Here is a 23,926-nt window from a genome sequence, read left to right on the forward strand (position 1 = left end):
GTCACGCATGCCGCCACGAAGCTAAACCGCGCGTCCGACGACGATGCGGCTGCCGCCGGCGGGCCAGCGCAGCCCCGCAAGTGTCATGCGCACTTCGGCACGCAATATCGTGGTGAATATACTGTTGACCCGCGGATCGAGCGCGAATTCACGCTCGACTTCCTCGTTGCCGGCCTTGCCACGGCTCTTCAGCCGACTTGCGACCATCAACGGCAGCAGCAGTGACGTGTACGAGCTCGAGAACAGGGGCTCAAAGCCGTTGCGACGCATCTTCTCTTCGAGCTCGCCAGGGCGGTAGCGCCGCTCGTGATAGGCAATCTCGTCGGCACGGCTCCACAGCCAGGGATGCTGAGGCACGGCGACGATGATGCCGCCGCCGTCCACCGTTGCCGCACGCATCCCGCGCAAAACGCCTTCGTCATCGGCAATATGCTCGATCACGTCGAACGCGCCGACGAGGTCGAACGCACCGCGCGCCGGAATGTGGCGCGCATCCATCTGCACGAATTCGACGTGCGGCAGGCGCGTGCGGGCAAAGGCGAGCCCGGACGGATGCAGCTCCGATCCGACCAGCCGCTGCCACCGGCGCGATTGCGCGAACGCGCGCAGCACCACGCCGTTGCCGCAGCCGATCTCGAGGAACCCATGTGCCTGGGGAAAAAAGCGATTGGCAAGGCCTACCAGCAGCTCGTTACGCGCGACGAACCAGAAATGCTCGTCCTCGACCTTGGCAAGCGCCTCGAAGCCGCGCGGATCCATTCCGCTGATCGTATCGGCGAGTTCGGGCGCAAACATCGGGATGCCTTCGCGCTCTGCCACGGCCACCAAGCAAGCAGGGCAACACCAGCCGACCGGCCAGATCGGTTCGCTGTCGTGGATTTCCTGTTCGGCACCACAGGCCGGACAGCAGCGGCGCCCTCGGACCGAACCGATCATACGAAACTCACGTTGGGCACGGATTCGGCAGGACGGATAATAGGGAGTGAATTCATCGCAGAGTCACTGTAAACACGGTCCAGATGGAGGGCCGGACGAGGGCCTTGCCAACAAACTGTTCGGATCAACCACGCGCGTCAAGCTCCATCGCGGCGCGTCGTCTGGCGTCCATGAAGTCATAGCTGTGCGAATCTCGATCATCCAGTCCTGCTACATCCCTTGGAAGGGCTTCTTCGACCTTATGGGGCGATGCGACGAATACGTCATCTTCGATCATATGCAATACGTGAAGCGCCACTGGCACAACCGCAACAGGATCAAGACCGCCAATGGCGTCGAATGGCTGACCATTCCCGTCGTGACCAAGGGACGGTTCGACCAGCCGATCGACGAGGTCGCGATCGAAAAGCCCTGGGCCGAGAAGCACTGGCGAACGCTGGAACTCGCCTATCGTCGCGCGCCATTCTTCGACGCATTCGCACCGGCGGTCCGCGCCTGGTACGAGCGCGCTGAAAGGGAGAGCCGTCTCACCTGCGTCAACGAGCTTTTCATGCGCGAGATCGCGGGCCTGCTCGGGCTGAAGACGCGGATCGTTAGGGATACGGCCTATCCCGCGGAGGGCGTGAAAACGGCGCGGCTGCTGGCGATCGCTCAGGTCGCCGGCGCCAAAAGCTATCTGAGCGGCCCTTCAGCACGCGCTTATCTCGACGAATCCCTGTTCGCCGCCGCCGGAATCGCCACGGAGTGGATGAGCTACCAGGGTTACCCCGACTATCCGCAGCTCCATGCCGGGTTCGAACATGCCGTCAGCGTGCTCGACCTAATTTTCAACACCGGCCCGGACGCGAGGCACTTCATGCGCAAGCCTGAGCGATGACAGGCCGCTGGATTCGGGCTAGGGACGAAAAAAATCGCGGGACGGGTTCCGGGATTTTCGAGTTGAGGCGCGCGACCCGGGCTGACGCGACGGTTTGCCACAAGGCGTGCGCTTACCGCTCGCCCAGACTGGTGGAGGCGCCACCGGCGACGGTAACCGCCGTTCCGAACGCCGAATTGCCAAGCAGCCGGTTGTTGCCCGGAGGAAAGTGCTGTTTCGTTGAAGCCCGCGATATCCGGTGCAATTTTACCTCGTATCCCCCGAGGTTGATTCACGGCCTGTGCACGTTTGCGCCTCCCGCCCACTTGCCGTATGAGACTGCTCACGGACCATTCCTGCGACATCTCTCTAAGGCATTGCAAAGGCGAGATGATTTGTAGAACGTCAGCGGTCCTGAAGAGGAAGTGATGCAAACAACGCTGGAAAGCCCCGAGGCCCTGGTGCGGGTGGGAACTTTCCCGCCCGGGGTACCGCGAACGGCATCATTCCCTGACATCGATAGCGAGGCTGCCGGGAACTGGTTCGGTGCAGTGAAGGTCTCGACGCGGAGGGAGTGGAGTTGAAGGTCTCTATCGTCACCACGCTTTACCGTTCCGCTGCCTATATCGACGAGTTCCATCGACGGGCAATGCAGGCGGCGAGCGCGATCACCGACGACGTCGAGCTCATCATGGTCAATGACGGCTCTCCGGACGATAGTCTGGAGTTGGCCGTCGAACTGCACAAATCCGATCCGCGCGTGGTCGTCGTCGATCTCGCCCGCAATTTCGGCCACCACAAGGCGATGATGACGGGCCTTGCCCACGCAACCGGCGAATTGATATTTCTCATCGACAGCGACCTGGAGGAGCCGCCTGAAAGCCTCCCGCAGTTTTATGAGCTCTTCAAGCGGGAGGCCTGCGACGTCGTTTACGGCGTCCAGGAAAATCGGCGCGGCGGATTTTTCGAGCGGGCGACCGGTGTGCTATTTTTTGCTGCCCTCGATTTCCTGGGAGACCGACCGGTTCCGCGTAATGTGGTGACGTCGCGCCTGATGACGCGCGACTATGTCAGCGCCCTGGTCAGCCATCAGGACCGCGAATTCATCATATCGGATCTGTGGCAGGTAACCGGCTTTCGTCAGACTGCGATCAGCGTGAAGAAGCTTTCGCTGTCGCCATCCACCTATTCGTTACGGAACCGGATCGAGCTTGCGTTAAAGCATGTTACGACGACGTCGACGCGGCTACTCTACTTTGTTCTCTACACCGGAATACTGATTTTCGGACTTTCCGATGTCTTGATCCTGTTTTACCTGGTGCGCTACTTCGCCTCGGGCATTGGTGTGGATGGCTTCACTTCGCTCATCATATCAATTTGGTTCCTTGGCGGCCTGATAACGCTCATCCTGGGCATTCTCGGAATCTATATCGCAAACATCATGGCGGAGACCAAGCGGCGCCCCTACACCTTGGTTCGCCGCATCTACAAGATCGACACTGTGATCGATCGCAAGCCGAGCCGTGACGGCTCGTCCGACGCGCAACTCGCTTCGACGATAACCACATGAACAACCCAATCGACCCTCCGATCCTGCAACAGGTCGCGGCACACTACACTTCCAAGCTTCGGACGCACGGCTCAACTTCGCGAGGCGTCGACTGGAACGACCTTCACTCACATGAGCTGCGACATCGGCAGTTCCTTCGCCTCTTTGAAGGTGCCCCTGACGCCTCGCTCATTGATCTCGGATGCGGCTTCGGAGACTTCTTGCGCTTCCTGCGCCTCGCCGGACATCGTGGACGCTTTGTCGGCTATGACGTCACGCCGGGCATGATCGACAAGGCGCGTGAACTGCACGGCGAGGGTGACGACCGGCAGTGGCGTGTCGGCTCTGCTCCTTCTGAAACAGCCGACTTCGCCGTCGCGAGCGGAATATTCAACGTCAAAGGCGACGTTCCGAGCGCCGCCTGGAGCAGCTATGTGCTACGAACGATTGATGTGCTCGCGCAAACAGGACGACAGGGATTCGGCTTCAACGTGCTAAGCATGTCGAGCGATCCCGACCGACGCAGACCCGACCTGTACTATGCCGAGCCAGCCGAAATGCTGTCCTACTGCGTTTCCCGGTACGGGCGATCCGTAGCCCTTCTCCAGGACTATGGACTTTACGAATTCACGGTCATCGTGCGCGCGACCGCATCACGTACGACCTGAGCAAGTCACTCCAGCGCGCGACGAAGCGTCCGTTCAAGCCAAGAAACAACCGAAATCCCATCCGCGGCTGCGGCCTTCACGGCCTGGTCGCGCAGTTCGGGCGAAACGCCTTCGAGCTTGCCGAAATAGCGCTTACGATGCGATCCGCCGCGCCATCCGGGAAACTCGATGTCGAGATCGAGCTGCGGCTCTCCGGTACCCACGTCGAACACGATCACGTAGAACGACCCATTCAAAATCCAGTGACACGACACATTGCGCGCATGGGACGGGATCTTTTCGATTGGCGCTTGATGATGAAAAAGCGGATTTGAGTTCTTCAGAATCTTTCCGAACTCGGTCTCGCTGAGCCAGGCTCCAACCCCTTCGTCCCCCAGCACCACCCGGCCACCCGGCTTAACGACCCTCGCGATCTCCGCGATAGAAGCCCTGATGTCGGGAAAGAGGTTGAGGCCGCCAAAATGGAAAGCGCGATCGAAGAATCTGTCGCGGAATGGCAATTTTCCGGCGTCGGCGACAAAGAGCTTCAGCGCAGAGGTATCGACCTCTGCCGCTTCCAGTCGATCGCGCCCGATGTGAACCATCTCACGATTGATGTCGCCCGCGTATACTGACGCCCCGCGCGTCAGGAAATGACGGGTGTCGCGGCACGTGCCGCAGCCAACCTCCAGTATGCGATCCCCTCGGGTAATCCCCAGCAGATCCGTGAGCTGCTCGCGGGTTTTCTCCTCCTCACACAGCAGCATACGGTACATGACATCGTTGCCGGCATCGTATTCCGCCGCGCGCTCTCGATAGTACTTGTTTCTGTCCCCGCGCGCATCATCGTGACCGGTGGCCAGCAGCAACGAAGGAATGCCGTCAATGACGGGGTACCGATCGCCGGCCGGGCTCTCCAGGAAGCGCCCGTCGGCCGACTTGACGAGAGGCTCGTGCGAGCGAGGACAGAAAAACCCTGACTCCGTCATGAGCTGGTCCTTTTGTTCGGCAAAATTTCGCAGCTGGAAGCCTTCGACGGGCGCGTTCCATAAAAGTCGGAAACATCGCGCGGCGTCTGGACTCCATAACCGAGGAGACGGCGGGTTTGTTCGTCGTCGGTGTATTCAGGTCCAAGGAGTGAAGGAAGATCGATCTGCTGCCGCATGAGAGGTATGGTGTAGAGGTGATTGACCGCTCTTCTCGGACTAGAGGTCTGGTTCACACCGCCGCGGTGAAACACCATCGCGTCCAACACCAGGAAGGAACCGGCCGGGGCCGTGACGGTCCTTTGCAGGGCCTCCACAGTCAAATCGGATGGAAACGCCTCCTCCTTGTGGCTCGCGGGCACGACCAGCGTGGAACCATTTTGCAACGTGAAGGGATCGAGGCAGAACAGCGCATTGATCGCCAGAGGACGGCTCGAAACGAAGTGTTGATATGGCAAATCCCGATGGTACGCCGCCTGGTTATATTGCTGCGCATTCGGCGGATTGATGATGCCGTTCTGCTGATTGAGGATAATATAGTCAGCGATCAATCGGCGGCAGATTTCCAGAACGTTTGCGTTCATCGCAAGATCTAAAAACAGACGATCATGCGCGAGCGGCACTCGAATCGTATTATGTTCGTCGATCCTCTTGAGCTCTTCCCGACCTCCATACAGGTCCTGGGTTGACTCCAACACGCGATCGAACGCGTCCGCGAGCCGACGCAAAGCTTCCGCGTCGAAACCTCCATCCACGACAGCAAATCCCAACAGCTTGATTTGCTCAATTGCCCTGTCCAGCGCATTGCTGCTTTGAGCCTGCGTGTGAACGCCGTAACGTGCGACAGATGTTTCGGTCATATCTTACTCTCGAGGACTTGGAGAACGAGCCACGTCGTAGATTGCGTCAGTCGGCGAGCCTCTCCAACGGATGATCGCCGTCCCACACGGCCAGTCCGAAGCCGGTAGCTCCGTAGCCGTTGCCATTGTACGTGAGCCACAGCCGCTCACGGTGCCAGAACAGCGCCGGATAGCAGACCATGTCGAAGTCCCACCCAGGCTCGGTCCGATCGAATTCCATGATCCCGTCGATGCGTTCCCAATGCTTTGCATCCCTGCTCCAGGCCGCTCCCAACGTGTAACGCGAGCCGCGCGTTGCGAAAGTCATCAGATAGACTTCGCCAATCCGCACGACACTTGGCCGTACAACCACATGTTCCTGATGCCCTGTCAGCCCTATGGCGATCGAGCCATCGCGCTCCCAACGAAGACCGTCGCTGGAATGCGCAACCTTGATCGCATGGCGGAGCGACTCCTCACCGAGACCTGCCGCAAGGTTGGATCCATACCACATGCGCCATTGCCCAGGACCGATTTTGAGCACACAAGGGTAGGTCAGAGTGTATGGATCCACCGGGGTGCGATCGAGAACAGGTCCTGGTGAAAAACGCTCGAAAGGGCCATCAAGCGAGGATGATCGCGCCAGACCGATCGCGTTTCGCCAGGGAGAGCGGACGCCCAGGTTCCAGCCCATATAGTAAAGATGATACTCGCTCTCGTCACGCGTGATGCAGCCGATGCTAATGCCGCTGTCGTCGAATGTCCCGTCTTCGCCAGGTGAGATTACCGGCTGCGCGGCCACTCTCAGGACTTGCGGTGTATCCGAAACGGCGACGTCGACCCAACCGATGTGCGAGCGCTTGTCTGCATCGCGCGAGCTGTAGAAAAAGCGAAACGTGTCGTCCGTAACATGAACAGGGATCGGTAACGCCGCGTGACTGCGTGCCCACCATTGCTCTCCGCTGGGAGCAAAGACGGCTCCGAGGCGTCGCCAGGACATGACGGCCTCACAGACTTCTCAAGCGCGTGCTAGGCACGGGCGAGCGTTCGGTTCCGCGTGGTGCGACCACCGACAAATCGGGCTGGTCCTCGAGCACCAGTGCACCGGCGCCCAACACGCTTCGCTGGCCGATCGTGACGTGATCGCGGATCGTCACGTTCACGCCCACGAAGCTCCCTCGTCCGATGCGAACGCCACCGGAAATGACCACGTGAGATGCCAGGAAGACATCATCCTCGATCACCGAGTGGTGACCGATATGATTCCCGCTCCACAGCGTGACATTTGCGCCGACGCTGGCGAAGGGCTGGATGGTGTTGTCCTCGAGAATGAAGCAGTTCTCTTTCAACTCGAACTCGGGGAATACCGTGGCGCGACTGCTCAAATAGCTCGCGAGCTGATACCCCTTGGCGCGCGCCGCAGCCACTTTCTCCGCACGAACCGCGTTGATCTTGGCGTAGCTGACCGCGACAAACATGGCATGGTGGCCTGGCGGGAATTTTTCCCCGACATCCTCGAATGCGACCACAGGACGGCCCCGAAACTCCGTTTGCTTCAGAAAAACGCGATCAACCGCAAATCCGACGACCTCATATTGGGAATCGCAGGAAAAATAATAATCCGCGAGCTCGGCAATTTCACCGATTCCGAATATGACGACTTGCCTGTGTTTCTCTTCATCGGACTTGTCCATGCGGACGCTTATAGCCCATCTGGCGCGCTGACCGAAAGCCGCGCAGCTTGGATTCCTCACAAATATTGCGGTTTAGCGGCAGCGATATCCCTCCAGCGCGCGGTCAATGAATGAGAAACCCTGCCGTGTGACTGGCCATCAATGCCGCGAGCGCATCGTGCGCATCATTCACCTGGTGGGCGAGCATCGGGAAGAGATCTGCCTGCGTATCCGGCGGACTTGCAGGGCCGATGTAAGACGGCACGACATATTCCGCTCCAACCACTTGGCTGTTCACCTGGCCACCGACCGGGTCCAGACCCTGGTGCTCTTGAAACACAAATGCATCCGCTGTCTCCGTCACGAACTGCGAGGTGGAATTCGGCTGAATCCCCTGTCCCGATGCTTTGACGCCGATCACGCCATCGCCGTTGAGATCCTGATGGAAGCTGGTCTCGATCGACTGCAGCGCGACCTCCGAACCCGACATCGGCATGACCGCGTTCGACACGTAGCTGCCCTGGCTGTCGGCGTTCCAGACCGCATACTGGTCGGCGCCGTTGATCTTCCAGGCGACCAGGTAACCGCTGCCCGACTGCTCCGCCCCTATCGCACGCCAAACTCCTGCATCGCCCGACGCGATCACCTGCGTCGCCCCGTATGTTACGATGGGCCCGCTAGACGCGCCGTTGGCGAACAACGAGTATTGGCTCCCCACGACAGCGAGGCTGGTCGATCCGTAGGATTCGATCACGGTTGCGGGCGCTGGCGCGGGAACACCGATCACGCCATCGCCGTTGAGATCCTGATGGAAGCTGGTCTCGATCGACTGCAGCGCGACATCCGAACCCGACGTCGGCATGACCGCGTTCGACACGTAGCTGCCCTGGCTGTCGGCGTTCCAGACCGCATACTGGTCCGCGCCGTTGATCTTCCAGGCGACCAGGTAACCGCTGCCCGACTGCTCCGCCCCTATCGCATGCCAAACTCCTGCATCGCCCGACGCGATCACCTGCGTCGCCCCGTATGTTACGATGGGCCCGCTAGACGCGCCGTTGGCGAACAACGAGTAATGGCTCCCCACGACAGCGAGGCTGGTCGATCCGTAGGATTCGATCACGGTTGCGGGCGCTGGCGCGGGAACACCGATCACGCCATCGCCGTTGAGATCCTGATGGAAGCTGGTCTCGATCGACTGCAGCGCGACATCCGAACCCGACGTCGGCATGACCGCGTTCGACACGTAGCTGCCCTGGCTGTCGGCGTTCCAGACCGCATACTGGTCCGCGCCGTTGGTCTTCCAGGCGACCAGGTAACCGCTGCCCGACTGCTCCGCCCCTATCGCATGCCAAACTCCTGCATCGCCCGACGCGATCACCTGCGTCGCCCCGTATGTTACGATGGGCCCGCTAGACGCACCGTTGGCGAACAACGAGTAATGGCTCCCCACGGCAGCAAGGCTGGTCGATCCGTAGGATTCGATCACGGTCGGGACTAGCTGGCTGATCAGCGTGATGCCCGAGATCGTGCCGTCGGCGAACTGGAAATACTCCGCGCCCGACACGGTATCGGTGCCGTCGGGCGTGCCAGAACGCAGATCGACGAGCGTGAACATTTGCGCGGTCGCGTTGTAGCTGATCCCGTAATTGGCCTTGCTGCCGGAATACACCGCGGTGTCGGTGCCGGAACCGCCGATGATGATGTCGTTGCCGCCGCCGCCAGTGATGGTGTCGTTGCCGCCGCCACCGTTCAGGACGTTCGCGATCGCGTTGCCCAGGATCGTATCGTTGCCGAAGCCGCCGGTGGCGTTGTCGATGTAGGAGCGCGCGTCGTTGTTGTAGAGATAGGCGTTGTAGACGTTACCTGAGGCGTAATGGCCGTTGCCGAGATTGGCGAGTTGCACGGTGGAGAACACCGACGAGGCGCCGGGGTTGAGATTGATGCTCAAATTCGTCGTGTAGTTCGACAGATCGTAGGTATCGACACCGCCGCCGTCCCAAACCGTCTCGTAGATGCGGTTGGCCGAGTTGCCGGCGCCGCCGCCCGGCGCGAGTTGCCCGACACCGTTGATGAACTCCTGACCCGTGCTGGGATTCCAGGAGTAGACGGTGTTCCCACCCTGGGTCGCGTAGTTCGCGCCGTACATCGTCTGGAGCGCGAGGATATCGTTGGCCATATAGGTCTGCGGATATCCGTAAGCCTCGTTGCTGTAGCCGGCGGTCGTCGAGGCGCCGACATAGCTGCGATAGCTCATGACGGTGTATTCGCTGTCGTCATGCGCGCTCGGCACAGCGACATTGGCGGGGCCGCCGGTCTCCTGGCTGTGCTTGAGCCCGAGAGCGTGGCCGAGTTCGTGCATCGCGGTCGTGAAATAATAGTTGCCGAGCTTGGCCAGCGAGTAATTGTATTGGGTCCCGAACCAGACGTCGCCGCCGGCCGCATAGTCGCCGGGGTAGTAGGCGTAGGAGGTTGGGGGCTTCGACGACTGCGCGATCATGATGTTCGCGCCGTCGGTCCCCACGTACTGAATGCTGGCGTTGGTGTAGCCGAGGATCAGTCCGATCGCGTAGTTGATCGCCGCCTGCATCGCGCTTGGCGCCGCGGCGAAGCCAGACGATGTCGGCTCACTGTTGCCGCCGTAATAAGGACTGGAGTAGTCGCTGGGCGCGTCGGGAAAGCTGTAGGTGATCGTGCCGGTCCACTTGTAGCCCGACAGCAAACCGTCAATATCGGCGTTGTTGGTGGCACCAACGGTGACAGAATTGGCCAATGGACTCTCCGGAGCAACGGATCACGCGATTCGCGGACGAAGGCGCATGATTCTAGCTTGAGAGTTATACGTTTGGTTAAAATCCGGCAGCAGCCTCCGGCCCCCTTTCATAAGGCCGTTTTAGCCATCAAATCAAGTAGCGGTACGGGCCAAGGGCAAGGATTCAGGTCCCGCCAGCGGGTATGATCTGTAAAGGAAATCATGAAACCAGGCCCATTTTCAGTCGGTCTCATCGGGGTCCTGGCGGTGTTCGCCGGGCCGGATCGTTTGCCCATCGGAGAACAGCCTGCCATGGTCGGGAAAGCCAATGCGAACGACAGCGCCAAGGAAAGTGGCAAGAAAAGCGTCAGGGAAAGCGACAAGGAGAGCCAAAAGGAGGGAGGACGCGCTGCCTCCATGCCAATGGCCCGCGATCCTTCCGCCGCGGTGGCGGAGGAATACGAAGCCGCCCGCCGGAAGGGAACCCGGGAGGCGTTCGAGCTCTTCATTGCGCGGCATGGCGATGATCCGCTGGCTGAGCAGGCGCGAGCCGAGCTCACGAGGCTCAGTCCTCGGCCTTGATTGGAAACGCCTGACCGCCGTTCATCGCGTGACTCGGCGGAAGCTCGGGGGATCACACTCTGCAAGAGCCGAGCGATTTGGCCTAACAGCCGGCTCAGCGACAATCCTCAAGATGTCTCCAGAGTTAACCGAGACCGATCCGCGCGTGCTGATAGCCGCGGTTCAGAATGTCCTTCCACCATTCTCGGTTGCCGCAGAACCAGCGAACTGTCTTGACAAGTCCACTGGTGAAATCTTCTTCTGCGTGCCAGCCGAGCTCGCGCTCGATTTTGCCCACATCAATCGCGTAGCGCCGATCGTGCCCAGGCCGGTCCTTCACGAAGGTAACCAGGCTTCGCCGCGGATCTGAGGCCGGCGCAATCCGGTCCAGCTCGTCGCAGATGCACTCGACCACTTCGAGGTTGCTACGTTCGCTGGAGCCACCCACGTTGTAGGTCTCGCCGACGCTACCCCTCTCAAGTACCAGCGTCAGCGCCTTTGCATGATCTTCGACGTAAAGCCAGTCCCGGACATTCTTGCCGTCGCCATAGACCGGCAGCGACTCGTTTGCCAATCCCCTGATGATCATGTGCGGGATCAGTTTTTCCGGAAATTGATAGGGACCGTAGTTATTCGAGCAATTCGTCAGTAGCGTCGGGAGCTCGTAGGTTTCGCGCCACGCGCGCACCAGATGATCCGATGACGCCTTGCTCGCCGAGTAGGGTGAATTCGGAGCATAGGCTGTCTCTTCAGTGAACAGCCCTTCAGCTCCGAGGGAACCGAACACTTCGTCCGTTGAAATATGCAAGAACCGGAAACGTGCCCGGTTCGCTGGCGGCAACGTACGCCAATAGCGCAATGCCTCCTGCAAGAGCGTGAAGGTGCCCAGGACATTGGTCTGGACGAATTCAGCAGGTCCATCGATGGATCGATCGACGTGGCTTTCAGCGGCAAGATTCATGACCGCGTCCGGCGTGTAGAGATCGAACAGCCTGCGCAAGCCGGCGCCATCGCAGATACATTGCTTTTCGAAGGCATACCGCGGATGACTTGCTGCTCCCGGAAGCGAAGCGAGATTGGCGGCGTAGGTCAGCTTGTCGATATTGATGACCCGTGCACTGGTATCAGCGAGCAGATGACGAATGACGGCGGAGCCTATGAAGCCCGCACCGCCGGTCACGAAAATAGTCATTCCAGCAAAGCGCATTTAAGTCTTTCATTTCGGCGGCCGCCTAGCGCTTGAACGAGCGATAGACCGAGAGCAAATACTCTCCATAACTGCTCGCTGCGTTCTTTTGCGCGAGCTTTTCGAACGCTTCGAGTGAGATGTAGCCTAGGCGCAACGCAATCTCTTCGGGACATGCGATTCGCAATCCCTGTCGCTGCTCCAGGATCTGCACGAAATGGCTCGCTTCGACCAGAGACCCGTGCGTGCCGGTATCCAGCCACGCAACGCCGCGGCCCAGTTGCTGTACGAACAGCTTGCCCCGCTCGAGATACACCTTGTTCACGTCGGTGATCTCGAGTTCCCCGCGTTCTGACGGCTTGATCTTGGCGGCGATGTCAACGACATCGTTGTCGTAAAAATAGAGCCCGGTGACCGCCAAATTTGATCTCGGATTTTTTGGTTTCTCTTCGAGAGACAACGGCCTGCCGGCAGCGTCCAGCTCCACGACGCCATATTGCTCCGGTGTATTGACGGTGTAGCCGAATAAAGTCGCACCTTGCTTACGCGACGCAACCAAACTCAGCATCTCCTGCATACGGTTGCCATAGAAGATGTTGTCCCCCAACACGAGGGCAACAGCGTCCGTGCCGACGAACTCGCGACCGACGATGAAGGCGTCCGCCAGCCCCCGCGGCGTATCCTGCGATGCGTAGGAGAGGCGCAGCCCGATTTCAGCGCCGTCTCCGAGCAGGCGCCTGAACAAGGGCTGGTCCTCGGGCGTCGTGATAACAAGAATTTCCCGGATGCCCGCCAGCATGAGCGTGGACAAGGGATAGTAGATCATCGGCTTGTCGAAGACAGGCAGGAGCTGCTTAGATACGACAGCGGTAACGGGGTACAGCCGCGACCCTTTGCCTCCCGCCAAAATGATGCCTTTCATGTGCCCCCAAGAATTTGTGCGACCTTGCGCACTTGATACTCAATGCTGGGCTCGGTGCAACGCGGTTGTTAGGCCGGTGCGGGAACCAGCTAGCCGCTGGCGTGCATTGAAATTTTGTTCGATTTGCCTGATCAGAGAACCCTCGCACCGCCCGTCTCTACCCCGGAGCCCTTAAATGCCCTTTCCGCATGCCTCGGAAGCTCTGTCGCGCTTTACCGTGCTCGATCTGACCCGAGTCCGGTCCGGGCCCACCTGCGTGCGGCAGCTTGCGGATTGGGGCGCCAATGTCGTCAAGATCGACGCGCTGACCGAGGATGCCGGCAGCGAGCAGCCGGGCGGGCCGCGGCGGGGTTCCGACTTCCAGAATTTGCACCGCAACAAGCGGGCGATGACCCTGAACCTGAAGGACGAGCGCGGGCTGGCCGTGTTCAAGCGCCTCGCCGCCAAGGCCGACGTCGTGGTCGAGAATTTCCGTCCCGACGTTAAGAAGAAGCTGGGCATCGACTATGAGAGCCTGCGCGAGATCAACCCGCGCATCGTCTATGGCAGCATCTCCGGCTTCGGCCAGGACGGGCCCTACCACAAACGGCCGGGCTTCGATCAGATCGCGCAAGGCATGGGCGGGCTGATGTCGATCACCGGCGCGCCGGGCGAAGGGCCGATGCGGGTCGGTATTCCCGTCGCCGACCTCACGGCCGGCCTGTTCTGCGCCATGGGCATCCTCACTGCGCTGCTCGAGCGCGAGGTCTCGGGCAAGGGCCAGTGGGTGCAGACCTCGCTGCTCCAGGCCCAGATCTTCATGCTCGACTTCCAGGCCGCGCGCTGGCTGATGGAGAAGGAGGTCGCCAAGCAGGCCGGCAACAATCACCCGACCAGCATCCCGACCGGCGTGTTCAAGACCTCGGACGGCTACATCAACATCGCCACCACGGGCGGACGGATCTGGGAGCGTTGCGCGCAGGCGATTGGCGCCCCTGAGCTCTACAGCCATCCCGATTATGCGACCGCCCCGGCCCGCTCCAAGAATCGCGACGCCCTCAACGCCAAGATCGAGGAGCGCACGGTGACGAAGTCGACCGAGACCTGGGTGCGGGAGTTCAACGACGCCGGCGTGCCCTGTGGGCCGATCTACGCCATCGACCAGATGTTCGAGGACGCGCAGGTCAAACATCTCGGCATCGCGCAGGACGTGCCGAACGACGAGGACCGCCACATTCGACTGGTCGGCCAACCCGTCTCGCTGTCGCGCACGCCGAGTAAGATGGTGGCGCGGCCGCCGGAATTCGGCGAGCAGACGAGCGAAGTGCTCGCCGAGTTCGGCTTCGCCCCTGACGAAATTGCCGAATTGAGACGAGTGAAGGTCGTTTGACGTCGCCCAGCGCCAACGCGCGCGACCTGCTGGGGCCTGCGCACGGCTCGGGGATCCTCTCGCGGCCCGCCCGAAGCGATCTGCCACGGCGATTTCGGGCCGGCGAATATCATGCTCCAGGGAGCAGAACCACGCGTCATCGTCGCCGTCCTGCTCAAATCCTGCCTCGCGGTTCGCTCGGGCGCGCATCTGAGGCGGTGCCGGCCCATGCCCGCATATCCGAATTCTCGAGCTGCCCCGCTAGGCTGCCTTCTCCGCTGATCTGCGAACCGGCCTTCCCGCCAGCAATGATCCGTTGATTTATATCGCTCTACGATATATTTTCGCGCAGTGCGCCGTGGCTAGGGGACGCGCCCGACGACTAGGCGCGTCCCGAGTACGGCGCCGGCCGATGTGATCGGCGCCAGCTCATCATCCTCACAATCGCGTTATCCCGATCAGACCAACATGCCCCGCCCCATCCCCGCCAATTCCCTGCCGCGCCTCGGCGACTTCACGACAGACCGGCGTGTTCTCCTGCTGGTCGCCATGGCGGTCTTTGTCGGCGCGGGTGGCGCCGGTACGGCATGGCTGTTGCTGCGCGCCATCGCGCTCGTCACAAATGCCGTGTGGCTGCACACGCTGAGCACGCAGACCCTCCCGACAGCTAATCTGAAACCCGACGCCTGGATGGTTGCGGCCCCGGCCTTTGGCGGCCTCGTCATCGGCCTGATGGCGCGCTTCGGTTCCGAAAAAATTCGCGGCCACGGTATTCCCGAGGCGATCGAGGCGATTCTGATCGGCGGCAGCCGTTTGCAACCGAAAGTCGCCGTCCTCAAGCCGCTATCGTCGGCGATATCGATCGGCACCGGCGGGCCATTCGGCGCAGAGGGTCCGATCATCATGACCGGCGGTGCGGTCGGCTCTCTCTTCGCGCAATGCTTCCACCTCAGCGCGGCCGAACGCAAGGCGTTGCTGGTGGCCGGTGCCGCGGCAGGCATGACGGCCATCTTCGGAACACCGATCGCGGCCGTCATGCTCGCCGTCGAGCTTCTCCTGTTCGAGCTGAAGCCGCGCAGCCTGATCCCCGTGATCGCCGCCTGCGTGGTCTCGTCGTCGCTGCGGCCCTGGCTGATCGGCAGCGGCGCACTGTTTCCGTTCGCCGGCCAGCTCGATCTGCCTTGGTGGGGGCCGCTTGCCTGCGTCGGCGTCGGCGTGGTCGCGGGATTGCAATCGGGATTGCTGACCACGCTGCTGTACAAGGCCGAGGATTTTTTCAGTCACCTGCCGATCCACTGGATGTGGTGGCCGGCGATCGGCGGACTGTTCGTCGGCGCCGGCGGCTTGATCGAACCGCGGGCCCTCGGTGTCGGCTACGACATCATCGGCGACCTGCTCAACGACAACGTCGTGGTATCAGTCGCGGTGCTGATCCTGCTGGTAAAGTCCGCGATCTGGATCGTCGCTCTCGCGTCGGGCACATCCGGGGGCGTCCTCGCGCCGCTTCTCATTTTCGGCGGCTGCGTCGGCTGGCTCGAAGGACAATTGCTGCCGGGGCCGCATGGGGCATGGGCGCTCGTCGGCATGGCCGCGATGATGGGCGGCACCATGCGCTCGCCGTTGACCGGTATCCTGTTCGCCGTCGAACTGACTGGCGACTTTCCGCTGCTCGGATCGCTCCTGATTGCCACGAGCGCCTCCTATGCGCTCACCGTGCTGCTGCTCAAGCGCTCGATCCTCACGGAGAAGATCGCGCGGCGCGGCCAGCATGTGGTGCGCGAATACGGTATCGATCCCTTCGAACTGCTGCGCGTCAACGAAGTGATGGTGACGGACGTCGATACGCTGCCCGGAACGATGACGGTCGGCGAAGCGATGTCGTTCTTCTCCGGGGACGAGCGGCGTCACAAATCCTACCCGCTGATCGATGCAGGCGGTCAGGTCTCGGGTCTCGTGGGCCGCGCGGACGTCTTGCGCTGGCGCGCGGAAAGCGCCGACGGTCGCGACACCTTGTTCGACTGCGCATCGGATCGCTCGCTCACACTCGGCTATCCCGACGAACCGGTGTCACATCTTGCGGATCGGATGGTTCTGGCCGACGTCGGGCGCGTGCCGATCGTCGAACGCGCGACCGGGCATCTCGTCGGCCTGGTTGCCCGCAAGGATATCCTGCGCATTCGAGCCACCGCAAGGTCCGTCGAGAAGCAGCGCTCGGCCTTCATCGGCCTTCATCGACCTTGGCGCCGCAGCCCGTCAGAAAAGGTGACCGCCCTTAACGAAGCGCGGCTTTAGACAGCGGATGCGCCTCGCCGACGATGTCATACAACTCTCTTTGCTAGTTCGTATCTTGCGATAGCTATCCGGCGAGGAAGAAGGAGCCATAAAGCGCTGTGTAGCAGACCCAGGCGAGCCGTGTTCCCTGCCAAAGGCTCGTCTTAGCAAGAGCAAGAGCCGTTCCAAAAGCAATTACAGCGAGAGCTTGTTGCATGCGCTAATCATTCGTGAGTTGCCCATACCGGACGCTGCAGAAATACTGACCCGGCTATGGATCCCCTGTTGCTAATTGTCGGCGTTGTGGCCATTTTGACTGTTGGTGCCACGTTCGCGGTGATCACCTATTTCGATGTTAAAGCTGAGCGCCGGCGCCAACGGTAAGGCCGCCTCTGTTCATTTCGGTTTTTGGCGCTTCAATGCTCGCATGATTCCGATACGGGCAAACATTGTCGGGCTGCCGCCTTCCGCCACCAGGATCAGTGCTGCATCGCGGTTGCCATTCCGGCGCGGAGTGCTCTTTCTTCGGCAGCGTGGCGATGTACTCGCCGGCGTCGAGCAGCGTCACCAGTACGCGATCACCGATCCTGGTCGGATCCTCGAACGGCCGATGCCATCCTCGTTCCGTCACACCGCCCCCGGTTACCAATAGCCCATGCCACCGATAGGCCCTTTGGCGTTCCAGTTGAAGTCCGGTCGTACGTCCGCGCCACGCCAACTCCGGCTGGCGAGCTTTTATCGCTGACGCGGAACCCCGCCGAAGGCCCGTCAGTTTTATTGAACGGGCGATTCCTTTGCTGAGAGGCGGTACGTCATGGACTGTCTCAGCCTTGTCATACCGGCCACTATTCTTCCTGGGCCACAGTAAGATTGATCGGCGGAGACGGTGACGCAATTACCCCGGGTCCGCATGAGTATAGAGGACCCGCCCGTTCGCGCTGGGGGCCTTCTTTGCACGCCCGGCAAACTCCCCGTTGACGCGGCCGAGAAGGCTGTCACATTACTTTGACAGACAGGTGCCAGTTTGGCAGGCGCTGGGATTTCAGAGCCCAGACCGGAATACGCGGCGAATGCTGCCGAGCGAATATATTCCGCTTGTGCAGCGTTCGGTATCCTCTCAATTTCGGGAGTTCGGCGTGTTTGATGCTGAAATAACTGCGCTGCTCAGGGCGGTGCTCGAGGAAGTTTGCGAAAATATTCCTGTAAGCGAGACGGGCGCCAGAGCGTACGTTGCCTCGAAGCTGTTGGATGCCGCAGCACACGGACAGCTCTCAACCGACGCGTTGAAAGCGGCGGGCCGCAAGGCCCTCGACCCACCAACGATGTGGCCCTGATTATCCGCTCATCACTCGATCACATCGTATTCGAATGCGACGCCGTCAAAAGTGCGTTTAGGTCAATGTTGCTTTCTTTTCGCATGCAATTAAGCGCGATATAGAATACCACAGGTTGCATAAGCAGGGGACGCTTATGGATTGGGCGGAACGAACTTATCTGTTCAGCTTTGTCGTGCTGTCGATCTTCAACGCTGTGGGGGTGGTATGGATGATTTTATCGCTGTGAGCCGTGCTACGCGGGGCCTTAGCACGCATCGTGCGGTTAGGTCTTGGTGCGTGTCGTCCGGTTGGATTGCGCTACTCGCGATTGTTGCCTACGCGATCGCTAACCTTCCCTGGTAAGGCATCAAGCAACTGCGCTCAACACAACGGCCTTTTCTTTATGCTCAGCGTAGCCACCAGCACCGCTGCCAATAAAACCCAGCCGACGATATAAACGATAGTCATAGAACCGTACCCTCAAGATTATCAGGGTAGTGCCTTGGCCCCGAGAAAGGTTCAAAATCTTCGTGTCATCGCCGGCGCGTGCGGTCGCTAGTTCGTGACTGGAATCAGGGGCTTTGAACGCTGGTCGGTGGAGTGGAAGCCTTCTGGCGGAAGATCGATCCGATCGTCTATGGCGGGCTAGCCGCCGTTCTTGCCTCCCAAGCCGCTGCCTCGATCCGCCTCGCCCAGAAGAGCGGCAGACTGCCAGCTCATGGTCGAGCCGACCAAACCGTTTGACCAGGACTCCCAGAATCTGCATCGTAACAAGCGGGTGATGACGCTGAACCTGAAGGACGAACGCGGGCTCGCCGTGTTCAAGCGCCTCGCGGCCAAGGCGGACGTGGTGGTCGAGAATTTCCGGCCCGACGTCAAGAAGAAGCTCGGCATACGATCAATCCGGGCATCGTTTAAGGCAGCATCTCCGGCTTTGGCTAGGACGGCCCCTATCACAAGCGGCCGGGCTTCGATCAGATCGCGCAGGGCATCGAAAGACTAAGGGAGGCGGGCGTCGTCTGAGTCCACTCACGACAGGGGCAGTCTCGCATTGGGTAAATCGTTGGATGCCTGTCCGTTCGGGGCCGCCGGGCCCGACCGGACAAGCCTGATTGACCCTCCATCCCGGTTTTCACGAAAAAAGAGTCTCCGTTCCGGCCGTTCCTAGTTGTTCATGCAAGGCTGCCTTAACCACAGGTGCTCTAGATTTCAGCCCATTCAAAGCGGAATGAACCCGAATGGCGATCGATTCCCGGACGGTTAGCTACAGCATCATTGTCCCGGTCTTCAATGAAGAGGCCGTTCTCCCGATATTGCTGCGCCGGCTCGACCTCCTGCTGACCCGGCTCAACGGGCCGGCGGAGGTCATTATTGTCGACGATGGCAGCAGCGATTCCGGCACCATCGTACTGGAAGCACTCGTCAAACGCGATCCGCGCTATCGCTTGATCGGCCTGTCGCGCAATTTCGGCCACCAAGTCGCTATTACCGCCGGCATGGACGCGGCGCAGGGCCAAGCGATTGTGGTTATGGATGCCGATCTGCAGGACCCGCCTGAGGTCGTGGAGCAACTCATCGCCAAATGGGAAGAAGGTTACGAAGTCGTTTATGCGCGGCGCCTGTCGCGCGCTGGCGAAAGCCGGTTTAAGCGCTCGACGGCCCATCTGTTCTACCGGATACTCGGGCGCATGACCTCGGTTCGGATTCCCGCCGACGTCGGTGACTTCCGCCTGATCGATCGCAAGGTGCTCGACGCGCTGCGCCAGATGCCGGAGCGGGACCGCTTCGTGCGCGGCATGATCGCCTGGCTCGGCTTCCGGCAGACTGAAGTGACCTTCCATCGCCTTGAGCGCGCGGCCGGCGAAACAAAATATCCTCTGCTCAAGATGACCCGTCTTGCGTTGGCTGCAGCGCTCGGCTTTTCCGATGTGCCCTTACGCCTGGCAATCTGGTGTGGGCTCTTGGTGTCGTGCCTGGCCCTCCTCTACGGCGGCTGGGTGCTTGTGCTGTGGATGAGCAAGGACAGCCACCTGGTTGCCGGCTGGTCCTCGACCATGGTCGTCATATCGCTCCTATGCGGACTTAACATGCTCATGACGGGCATCGTCGGGCTCTACATCGGCCGCATTCACGCCGAGGTGAAGCACCGTCCACTCTACGTCGTGCAGAAGCGGTTGGGCTTCGATCGCGCCCAAGCTGCGCCGGCGAGCGCCGCAGCTCACGCCATGCACGAATAGTGAGCCCACATGAGCGAGCTCTTCGACCAGTACCGCAGCAATTACCGGGACGTCGTCCAATCATCGATCGACTTCTCGGGCCTGCCCCACAGCTTCTTCATGCGCTCCAAAGCCGACCTCCTGCGCGACCTGACCGCGCGGCGTCTCGGATCGGCAAGACCCGCGATGCTCGACGTCGGTTGCGGCGTCGGCAGCTTTCATCCGTTGCTGCGCGGCATGGTCGGCAGCCTGACCGGCATCGATGTTTCATCGGAGAGTATCGAGCAGGCGCGCGCCGACAATCCCGGCGGCGAGTACCGCGCCTTCGACGGCAGGAGCTTTCCCTTCGACGACGACAGTTTCGATATCGTGACTGCGATTTGCGTGCTGCACCACGTCGCGCCTGCCCAATGGACCAATTTCATTAATGAGATGCGGCGCGTGGCGCGCCCGGGGGGCCTTATCTGCATCATCGAGCACAATCCCCTCAATCCGCTTACCCGCCTTGCCGTTGCGCGCTGCGAATTCGATCGCGACGCCGTGTTGCTCAGCGCTCGCAAGGCACGGAGATTGATGGCGGCTAGCGGTTTGCAGAAGATCGGCGCACATCATTTCCTACTGTTGCCCTGGGAGGCAGAGCCGGCACGCCGCGTCGAGGGCGCCTTGAGGCGTATTCCGCTCGGCGCCCAATACGCCGCCTTTGGTACCGCCTGAACTAATTCTACAACACATCCAACCGCCGATGGGCGACCGCCACATTGTCGCTGAAGATGCATTGCCAGTCCGGCAGGCAGTGGAGCAGCGTGACCCCCGGCGTGTCCAGCTCAAGCAGTGTCGCATCAGGCTTGTATTCGTCGAGCAGCTTGAGAAAATCGCACAAGTCGGCCGGGGATAACGCTCGATTGTAGCGCACTCGGGCAGCAACGCCACAACCCCGGGCGCCGCCGAAGCGGTAATTCACGGCGAAGCGCAGGATGTTGTCGGTGGAGTGCGAGCGATACCCGACAACCAGCGGTGCGCCGCTGAGCGGGATCACGGGCGTTGCGAGCGAGCCCGAGGCGTTTCCGAGATCGACATAGAGATATTCGAGCCTGGCGTTCCAATTGTCGGCGAAGGCGCCTTCGATGCCCGCGCCCGCGCTCCAGCCGACCTTCGTCGTGCTGCTGTTGAAGCTTGCCGCAACCGGCGTGAACGTTCTGCCGTCGGCGCCCCCGAAGCCGCCAACATTGATCGCGCCTACGCTACCTGAGGTCGAGACCCGCCCATAGGCAAGACCGCCGGTGCCTTAGAACAGCAAGCGTGCGTCACGACGACACCGAGCCGGCTTGCTCGCGAGATGCGCGGGCGATTCAGTGCCGCGACACCAGGGAAGAGTTGTCCGGCTTGGGTCCTGCGATCGGTAGTTCCAGATTTTCATAGCGAGTTCTCAGTATTTGATCCACGCAAGCAGCGCGATATTGCGCGGCCGCGCCTCGGAGCCGCCGAGCCCGCCGTTAACGCCACCGCTCGCGCGGTAGTCGGCGAGTGCGCGACAGCCGTAGCGCCACCAGGCGAACTGTAGAAGTGAGACGGTGCGCAACTTGGTATCGGCGCCGAAGGGTCGGTCATGAGTTGCTCGATTAGAGGTTGCGAATTAGATCGTCGCCCCGCTGGGGGAATCTAATGATCCATCGGTTTGTTGCGCCCGGCTACCGTTCGCTGTCCGTTCTCGCTCAACGCGTCTATCGCAGGATGGACCGGGAATGGAAATATTAACCTGACCTCTTCAACTTGAGCCAGACGGGGGCGAAACCAATGACGCTCGGCGCACGCTCAGGCGGCGAACCATCTCCGGGGTGACGGCAAATGATCGATAGTAATGATGACTATTCGCGAAGGTTTCAGGAACTAAGGCCATTTCTCGTAAATGACGAAGGTCTCAGATACGCGGACTTCATCAAGACGCTGACGCCCAACTATACGAGGCTCTATCTGGATATTGCGCTCGGCTACTTTGCGCTGATTGTTACTTTTGCGTCTGTCCGCGCCGTGCCCGTGCAAATGGACTATGGACTGCTATTTACTGTGTTTGCTGGTGCAATCTCTATTGGCTTCTGGATCGCCTACCTGCAACTGTTCCTTCATGAAGGCGCTCACTTCAATTTCGCCCCTGATAGAGGACAGAGTGATTTTCTATGCAACATTCTGGTTGCTTGGATGATAGGGACATCTGTTCAGCGGTACCGCATCACCCATTTTCAGCACCATCGCGCGCTCGGCAAAATCGACGACAGCGAATCGACTTATTTCTCCTCGCTTAATCTGGCATTTCTGATCAAGGCTCTGTTTGGCGTCCGAGTGATGGAAGTGCTGCGGTCGCGCACCGAACTCGAAGCTAAAGCCAAGAGGGTCGATCGAGGCACATGGGTCAGGCCCATGGGTCTCCTTGCGCACATTGCAATCGTCACGATTTCCTTCTTTTCTCGCGAGCTACTTTTTTGCGCCGCGTGGGTCCTGGGGACCGTGATGTTTTTCCCCCTCTTCGGCGCTCTTCGCCAGTTGCTGGAACATAGAGACCCCTCTGCGGATCCATGTGTCGATTACAATGAGCATGATCATGGCGCCTATACGAGGGTGTTTGGACCCGGCATATTCGCTTCGGTATTCGGAGCCGCGGGATTCAATCGCCACCTACTGCACCACTGGGAGCCGCAGGTTTCCTATACCAACTTGCATGAAATGGAGGCATATCTCCTCAAGACGGAGTTAGCATCGGTTATCGAGCAGCGTCGCTCCACATATTTGAAAACGTTCCTCAGTCTCTTCAGGTTCACATGACCAAAATAACGTGCCCGATTTGTGCCGATGGTTCTGTGCGTCATTTCGCGAAAGCCAACGACATTGAGTATTTTACATCCGGCAGGCTCTTCGATTTCTACCGCTGTGACAGCTGCGATATTCTGTTCATTTACCCGATGCTGTCGGATCGGCTGAATGAAATCTATCCATCCAACTATTATTCGTTTCACGCCAATGCAGCCGATACCTTGGCACTACGCTTCAAGAAGCGTCTTGACGACAGGGCTTTCCAAGCAATCACCAAACAACTCAATGGAGAACGCCTGTCTGCATTAGACGTTGGAGGCGGAATCGGTTGGCTCCTCGACGGGCTGAAGAGAGCCGATTCCAGAATTGCTGATACAACGGTCGTAGACATTGATGCTGGAGCGGCCGATGTCGCCCGCGCCAAAGGTCACAACTTTCACCTCACGCCTATTGAAGGCTTCGAGACTGAAAAAACGTTCGACTTGATCTTGATGCTAAACCTGATCGAGCACGTTCCAGATCCGATCAAGATACTGAAAAAGGCAAAGAGCCTGCTTTCTCCTGGTGGTCTCATTTGGATTAAAACGCCCAACTACGACTCGCTAGACGCTCGTATTTTTAGATATCGTTCCTGGGGAGGATATCACACGCCTCGACATTTTGTTCTCTTCACCAAACCTAGCTTCATTCGTCACTGTGAATCCGCGGGCCTTCATGTTTTGAATTGCTCGTATACGCAAGGCGCCCCATTCTGGAGCGTAAGCGCCATTAACGAATTAAAGCGCGTTGGCCTCGCGGAGGTGTCAGCTGCACGGCCATCGCTGCAGAACAGCCTTACTCCCTTTTTTCATCTGCTTTTTGCGGCGTTCGATTTTGTCAGGATGCCTTTCTCTAAGACGTCGCAGATGAATTGCATCCTCACGGCCCAATCATCCACTTCTGAGACATCATCGGCAACACCGATTTCGAGGGCGAAGTTGGGGTCAAGCAGGATTTCTGGCGGTGCGTGATCACGTCGCTCCAATAGGAAGCAGCGCGCGGGCCGGACGGCAATCTGAATCCCGGC

Annotated in this window: 22 protein-coding genes and 2 pseudogenes; 13 read left to right on the forward strand and 11 right to left on the reverse strand. The window is 60.0% G+C overall.

Translation table 11 applies throughout. The features are described from left to right. Positions 1-21 precede the first annotated feature (21 nt). The gene (locus tag ACKWRH_RS31185; protein ID WP_445216633.1) at positions 22-936 is read right to left on the reverse strand and encodes a methyltransferase domain-containing protein; all 915 of its coding nucleotides are present in this window, start codon (positions 934-936) and stop codon (positions 22-24) included. Positions 937-1,120: 184 nt separating this feature from the next. Between ACKWRH_RS31185 and ACKWRH_RS31190 the strand changes: the two genes are divergently transcribed. The 3 genes from ACKWRH_RS31190 to ACKWRH_RS31200 all read left to right on the forward strand — a co-directional run bounded on the left by ACKWRH_RS31190 (position 1,121) and on the right by ACKWRH_RS31200 (position 4,009). Next, complete coding sequence (locus ACKWRH_RS31190; RefSeq protein WP_445216634.1) at positions 1,121-1,813, forward strand: WbqC family protein; 693 nt, start codon at positions 1,121-1,123, stop codon at positions 1,811-1,813. A gap of 559 nt (positions 1,814-2,372) precedes the next feature. Beyond that, on the forward strand, positions 2,373-3,362 hold the full coding sequence (locus ACKWRH_RS31195) for a glycosyltransferase family 2 protein (protein ID WP_445216635.1): 990 nt from the start codon (positions 2,373-2,375) through the stop codon (positions 3,360-3,362). Continuing rightward, positions 3,359-4,009: a class I SAM-dependent methyltransferase gene (locus ACKWRH_RS31200; protein ID WP_445216636.1), complete on the forward strand. Its 651-nt coding sequence runs from the start codon at positions 3,359-3,361 to the stop codon at positions 4,007-4,009. The genes ACKWRH_RS31195 and ACKWRH_RS31200 overlap by 4 nt, the downstream gene beginning before the upstream one ends. 5 nt (positions 4,010-4,014) lie before the next feature. On the opposite strand, the gene ACKWRH_RS31205 is transcribed toward ACKWRH_RS31200, so the two are convergent. From ACKWRH_RS31205 to ACKWRH_RS31225, 5 genes are all read right to left on the reverse strand, one after another. After that, positions 4,015-4,977, reverse strand: a complete 963-nt coding sequence (locus ACKWRH_RS31205) for a methyltransferase domain-containing protein (RefSeq protein WP_445216637.1) — start codon at positions 4,975-4,977, stop codon at positions 4,015-4,017. Continuing rightward, entirely contained in the window at positions 4,974-5,834 is an 861-nt protein-coding gene (locus ACKWRH_RS31210) for a phytanoyl-CoA dioxygenase family protein (RefSeq protein WP_445216638.1), read from the reverse strand. The genes ACKWRH_RS31205 and ACKWRH_RS31210 overlap by 4 nt, the downstream gene beginning before the upstream one ends. Before the next feature lie 46 nt (positions 5,835-5,880). Continuing rightward, positions 5,881-6,813 (reverse strand): hypothetical protein, encoded by a 933-nt coding sequence (locus ACKWRH_RS31215; RefSeq protein ID WP_445216639.1) that lies wholly within the window; start codon positions 6,811-6,813, stop codon positions 5,881-5,883. A gap of 7 nt (positions 6,814-6,820) precedes the next feature. Continuing rightward, positions 6,821-7,507: an acetyltransferase gene (locus tag ACKWRH_RS31220; protein ID WP_445216640.1), complete on the reverse strand. Its 687-nt coding sequence runs from the start codon at positions 7,505-7,507 to the stop codon at positions 6,821-6,823. Positions 7,508-7,610: 103 nt separating this feature from the next. Next, complete coding sequence (locus tag ACKWRH_RS31225; protein WP_445216641.1) at positions 7,611-10,256, reverse strand: M10 family metallopeptidase C-terminal domain-containing protein; 2,646 nt, start codon at positions 10,254-10,256, stop codon at positions 7,611-7,613. A 201-nt stretch (positions 10,257-10,457) separates the two neighbouring features. Between ACKWRH_RS31225 and ACKWRH_RS31230 the strand changes: the two genes are divergently transcribed. After that, positions 10,458-10,817: a hypothetical protein gene (locus tag ACKWRH_RS31230; RefSeq protein WP_445216642.1), complete on the forward strand. Its 360-nt coding sequence runs from the start codon at positions 10,458-10,460 to the stop codon at positions 10,815-10,817. A gap of 124 nt (positions 10,818-10,941) precedes the next feature. Here the strand turns inward: ACKWRH_RS31230 and rfbB are convergent, their stop codons facing one another. Together rfbB and rfbA are read right to left on the reverse strand one after the other, a co-directional pair. Beyond that, positions 10,942-12,003, reverse strand: a complete 1,062-nt coding sequence (gene rfbB, locus ACKWRH_RS31235; RefSeq protein WP_445216643.1) for a dTDP-glucose 4,6-dehydratase — start codon at positions 12,001-12,003, stop codon at positions 10,942-10,944. 25 nt (positions 12,004-12,028) lie between these two features. Then, entirely contained in the window at positions 12,029-12,904 is an 876-nt protein-coding gene (gene rfbA / locus ACKWRH_RS31240) for a glucose-1-phosphate thymidylyltransferase RfbA (protein WP_445216644.1), read from the reverse strand. A gap of 175 nt (positions 12,905-13,079) precedes the next feature. Between rfbA and ACKWRH_RS31245 the strand changes: the two genes are divergently transcribed. The 7 genes and pseudogenes from ACKWRH_RS31245 (at position 13,080) to ACKWRH_RS31275 (ending at position 20,769) form a co-directional block, all read left to right on the forward strand. Then, entirely contained in the window at positions 13,080-14,273 is a 1,194-nt protein-coding gene (locus ACKWRH_RS31245) for a CaiB/BaiF CoA transferase family protein (RefSeq protein ID WP_445216645.1), read from the forward strand. Positions 14,274-14,720: 447 nt separating this feature from the next. Further along, positions 14,721-16,544, forward strand: coding sequence for a chloride channel protein (locus tag ACKWRH_RS31250; protein ID WP_445216646.1), 1,824 nt, complete (start codon positions 14,721-14,723; stop codon positions 16,542-16,544). Between the two features lie 331 nt (positions 16,545-16,875). Beyond that, positions 16,876-17,175, forward strand: coding sequence for a hypothetical protein (locus tag ACKWRH_RS31255; RefSeq protein ID WP_445216647.1), 300 nt, complete (start codon positions 16,876-16,878; stop codon positions 17,173-17,175). A 418-nt stretch (positions 17,176-17,593) separates the two neighbouring features. Continuing rightward, complete coding sequence (locus ACKWRH_RS31260; RefSeq protein ID WP_445216648.1) at positions 17,594-17,857, forward strand: hypothetical protein; 264 nt, start codon at positions 17,594-17,596, stop codon at positions 17,855-17,857. Between the two features lie 730 nt (positions 17,858-18,587). Continuing rightward, a pseudogene (locus tag ACKWRH_RS31265) lies at positions 18,588-18,778 on the forward strand (CoA transferase); the annotation flags it as partial. A 299-nt stretch (positions 18,779-19,077) separates the two neighbouring features. Continuing rightward, the gene (locus tag ACKWRH_RS31270; protein ID WP_445216649.1) at positions 19,078-20,076 is read left to right on the forward strand and encodes a glycosyltransferase family 2 protein; all 999 of its coding nucleotides are present in this window, start codon (positions 19,078-19,080) and stop codon (positions 20,074-20,076) included. Between the two features lie 9 nt (positions 20,077-20,085). After that, positions 20,086-20,769, forward strand: a complete 684-nt coding sequence (locus tag ACKWRH_RS31275; RefSeq protein WP_212454617.1) for a class I SAM-dependent methyltransferase — start codon at positions 20,086-20,088, stop codon at positions 20,767-20,769. 7 nt (positions 20,770-20,776) lie between these two features. On the opposite strand, the gene ACKWRH_RS31280 is transcribed toward ACKWRH_RS31275, so the two are convergent. From ACKWRH_RS31280 to ACKWRH_RS31290, 3 genes and pseudogenes are all read right to left on the reverse strand, one after another. Beyond that, entirely contained in the window at positions 20,777-21,091 is a 315-nt protein-coding gene (locus tag ACKWRH_RS31280) for a hypothetical protein (RefSeq protein WP_445216650.1), read from the reverse strand. A 66-nt stretch (positions 21,092-21,157) separates the two neighbouring features. Further along, a pseudogene (locus tag ACKWRH_RS31285) lies at positions 21,158-21,286 on the reverse strand (outer membrane protein); the annotation flags it as partial. Positions 21,287-21,481: 195 nt separating this feature from the next. Next, positions 21,482-21,634: a hypothetical protein gene (locus ACKWRH_RS31290; RefSeq protein ID WP_445216651.1), complete on the reverse strand. Its 153-nt coding sequence runs from the start codon at positions 21,632-21,634 to the stop codon at positions 21,482-21,484. A gap of 266 nt (positions 21,635-21,900) precedes the next feature. Between ACKWRH_RS31290 and ACKWRH_RS31295 the strand changes: the two genes are divergently transcribed. After that, complete coding sequence (locus ACKWRH_RS31295; RefSeq protein ID WP_445216652.1) at positions 21,901-22,872, forward strand: fatty acid desaturase; 972 nt, start codon at positions 21,901-21,903, stop codon at positions 22,870-22,872. Then, positions 22,869-23,870 (forward strand): class I SAM-dependent methyltransferase, encoded by a 1,002-nt coding sequence (locus tag ACKWRH_RS31300; protein ID WP_445216653.1) that lies wholly within the window; start codon positions 22,869-22,871, stop codon positions 23,868-23,870. The genes ACKWRH_RS31295 and ACKWRH_RS31300 overlap by 4 nt, the downstream gene beginning before the upstream one ends. The last annotated feature ends 56 nt before the right edge of the window (positions 23,871-23,926 follow it).

The organism is Bradyrhizobium sp. Pa8 (assembly GCF_052588265.1).

Excerpts from the sequence above, each read along its gene's own strand:
- ACKWRH_RS31215 (WP_445216639.1), bottom strand. The coding sequence starts at position 6,813 with ATGTCCTGGCGACGCCTCGGAGCCGTCTTTGCTCCCAGCGGAGAGCAA.
- ACKWRH_RS31185 (WP_445216633.1), bottom strand. The coding sequence starts at position 936 with ATGATCGGTTCGGTCCGAGGGCGCCGCTGCTGTCCGGCCTGTGGTGCC.
- ACKWRH_RS31210 (WP_445216638.1), bottom strand. The coding sequence starts at position 5,834 with ATGACCGAAACATCTGTCGCACGTTACGGCGTTCACACGCAGGCTCAA.
- ACKWRH_RS31200 (WP_445216636.1), top strand. The coding sequence starts at position 3,359 with ATGAACAACCCAATCGACCCTCCGATCCTGCAACAGGTCGCGGCACAC.
- ACKWRH_RS31255 (WP_445216647.1), top strand. The coding sequence starts at position 16,876 with ATGTTAAAGCTGAGCGCCGGCGCCAACGGTAAGGCCGCCTCTGTTCAT.
- ACKWRH_RS31245 (WP_445216645.1), top strand. The coding sequence starts at position 13,080 with ATGCCCTTTCCGCATGCCTCGGAAGCTCTGTCGCGCTTTACCGTGCTC.
- ACKWRH_RS31275 (WP_212454617.1), top strand. The coding sequence starts at position 20,086 with ATGAGCGAGCTCTTCGACCAGTACCGCAGCAATTACCGGGACGTCGTC.
- ACKWRH_RS31295 (WP_445216652.1), top strand. The coding sequence starts at position 21,901 with ATGATCGATAGTAATGATGACTATTCGCGAAGGTTTCAGGAACTAAGG.
- ACKWRH_RS31205 (WP_445216637.1), bottom strand. The coding sequence starts at position 4,977 with ATGACGGAGTCAGGGTTTTTCTGTCCTCGCTCGCACGAGCCTCTCGTC.
- ACKWRH_RS31300 (WP_445216653.1), top strand. The coding sequence starts at position 22,869 with ATGACCAAAATAACGTGCCCGATTTGTGCCGATGGTTCTGTGCGTCAT.
- ACKWRH_RS31220 (WP_445216640.1), bottom strand. The coding sequence starts at position 7,507 with ATGGACAAGTCCGATGAAGAGAAACACAGGCAAGTCGTCATATTCGGA.
- rfbB (WP_445216643.1), bottom strand. The coding sequence starts at position 12,003 with ATGCGCTTTGCTGGAATGACTATTTTCGTGACCGGCGGTGCGGGCTTC.
- ACKWRH_RS31250 (WP_445216646.1), top strand. The coding sequence starts at position 14,721 with ATGCCCCGCCCCATCCCCGCCAATTCCCTGCCGCGCCTCGGCGACTTC.
- ACKWRH_RS31270 (WP_445216649.1), top strand. The coding sequence starts at position 19,078 with ATGGCGATCGATTCCCGGACGGTTAGCTACAGCATCATTGTCCCGGTC.
- rfbA (WP_445216644.1), bottom strand. The coding sequence starts at position 12,904 with ATGAAAGGCATCATTTTGGCGGGAGGCAAAGGGTCGCGGCTGTACCCC.
- ACKWRH_RS31230 (WP_445216642.1), top strand. The coding sequence starts at position 10,458 with ATGAAACCAGGCCCATTTTCAGTCGGTCTCATCGGGGTCCTGGCGGTG.
- ACKWRH_RS31260 (WP_445216648.1), top strand. The coding sequence starts at position 17,594 with ATGCTGCCGAGCGAATATATTCCGCTTGTGCAGCGTTCGGTATCCTCT.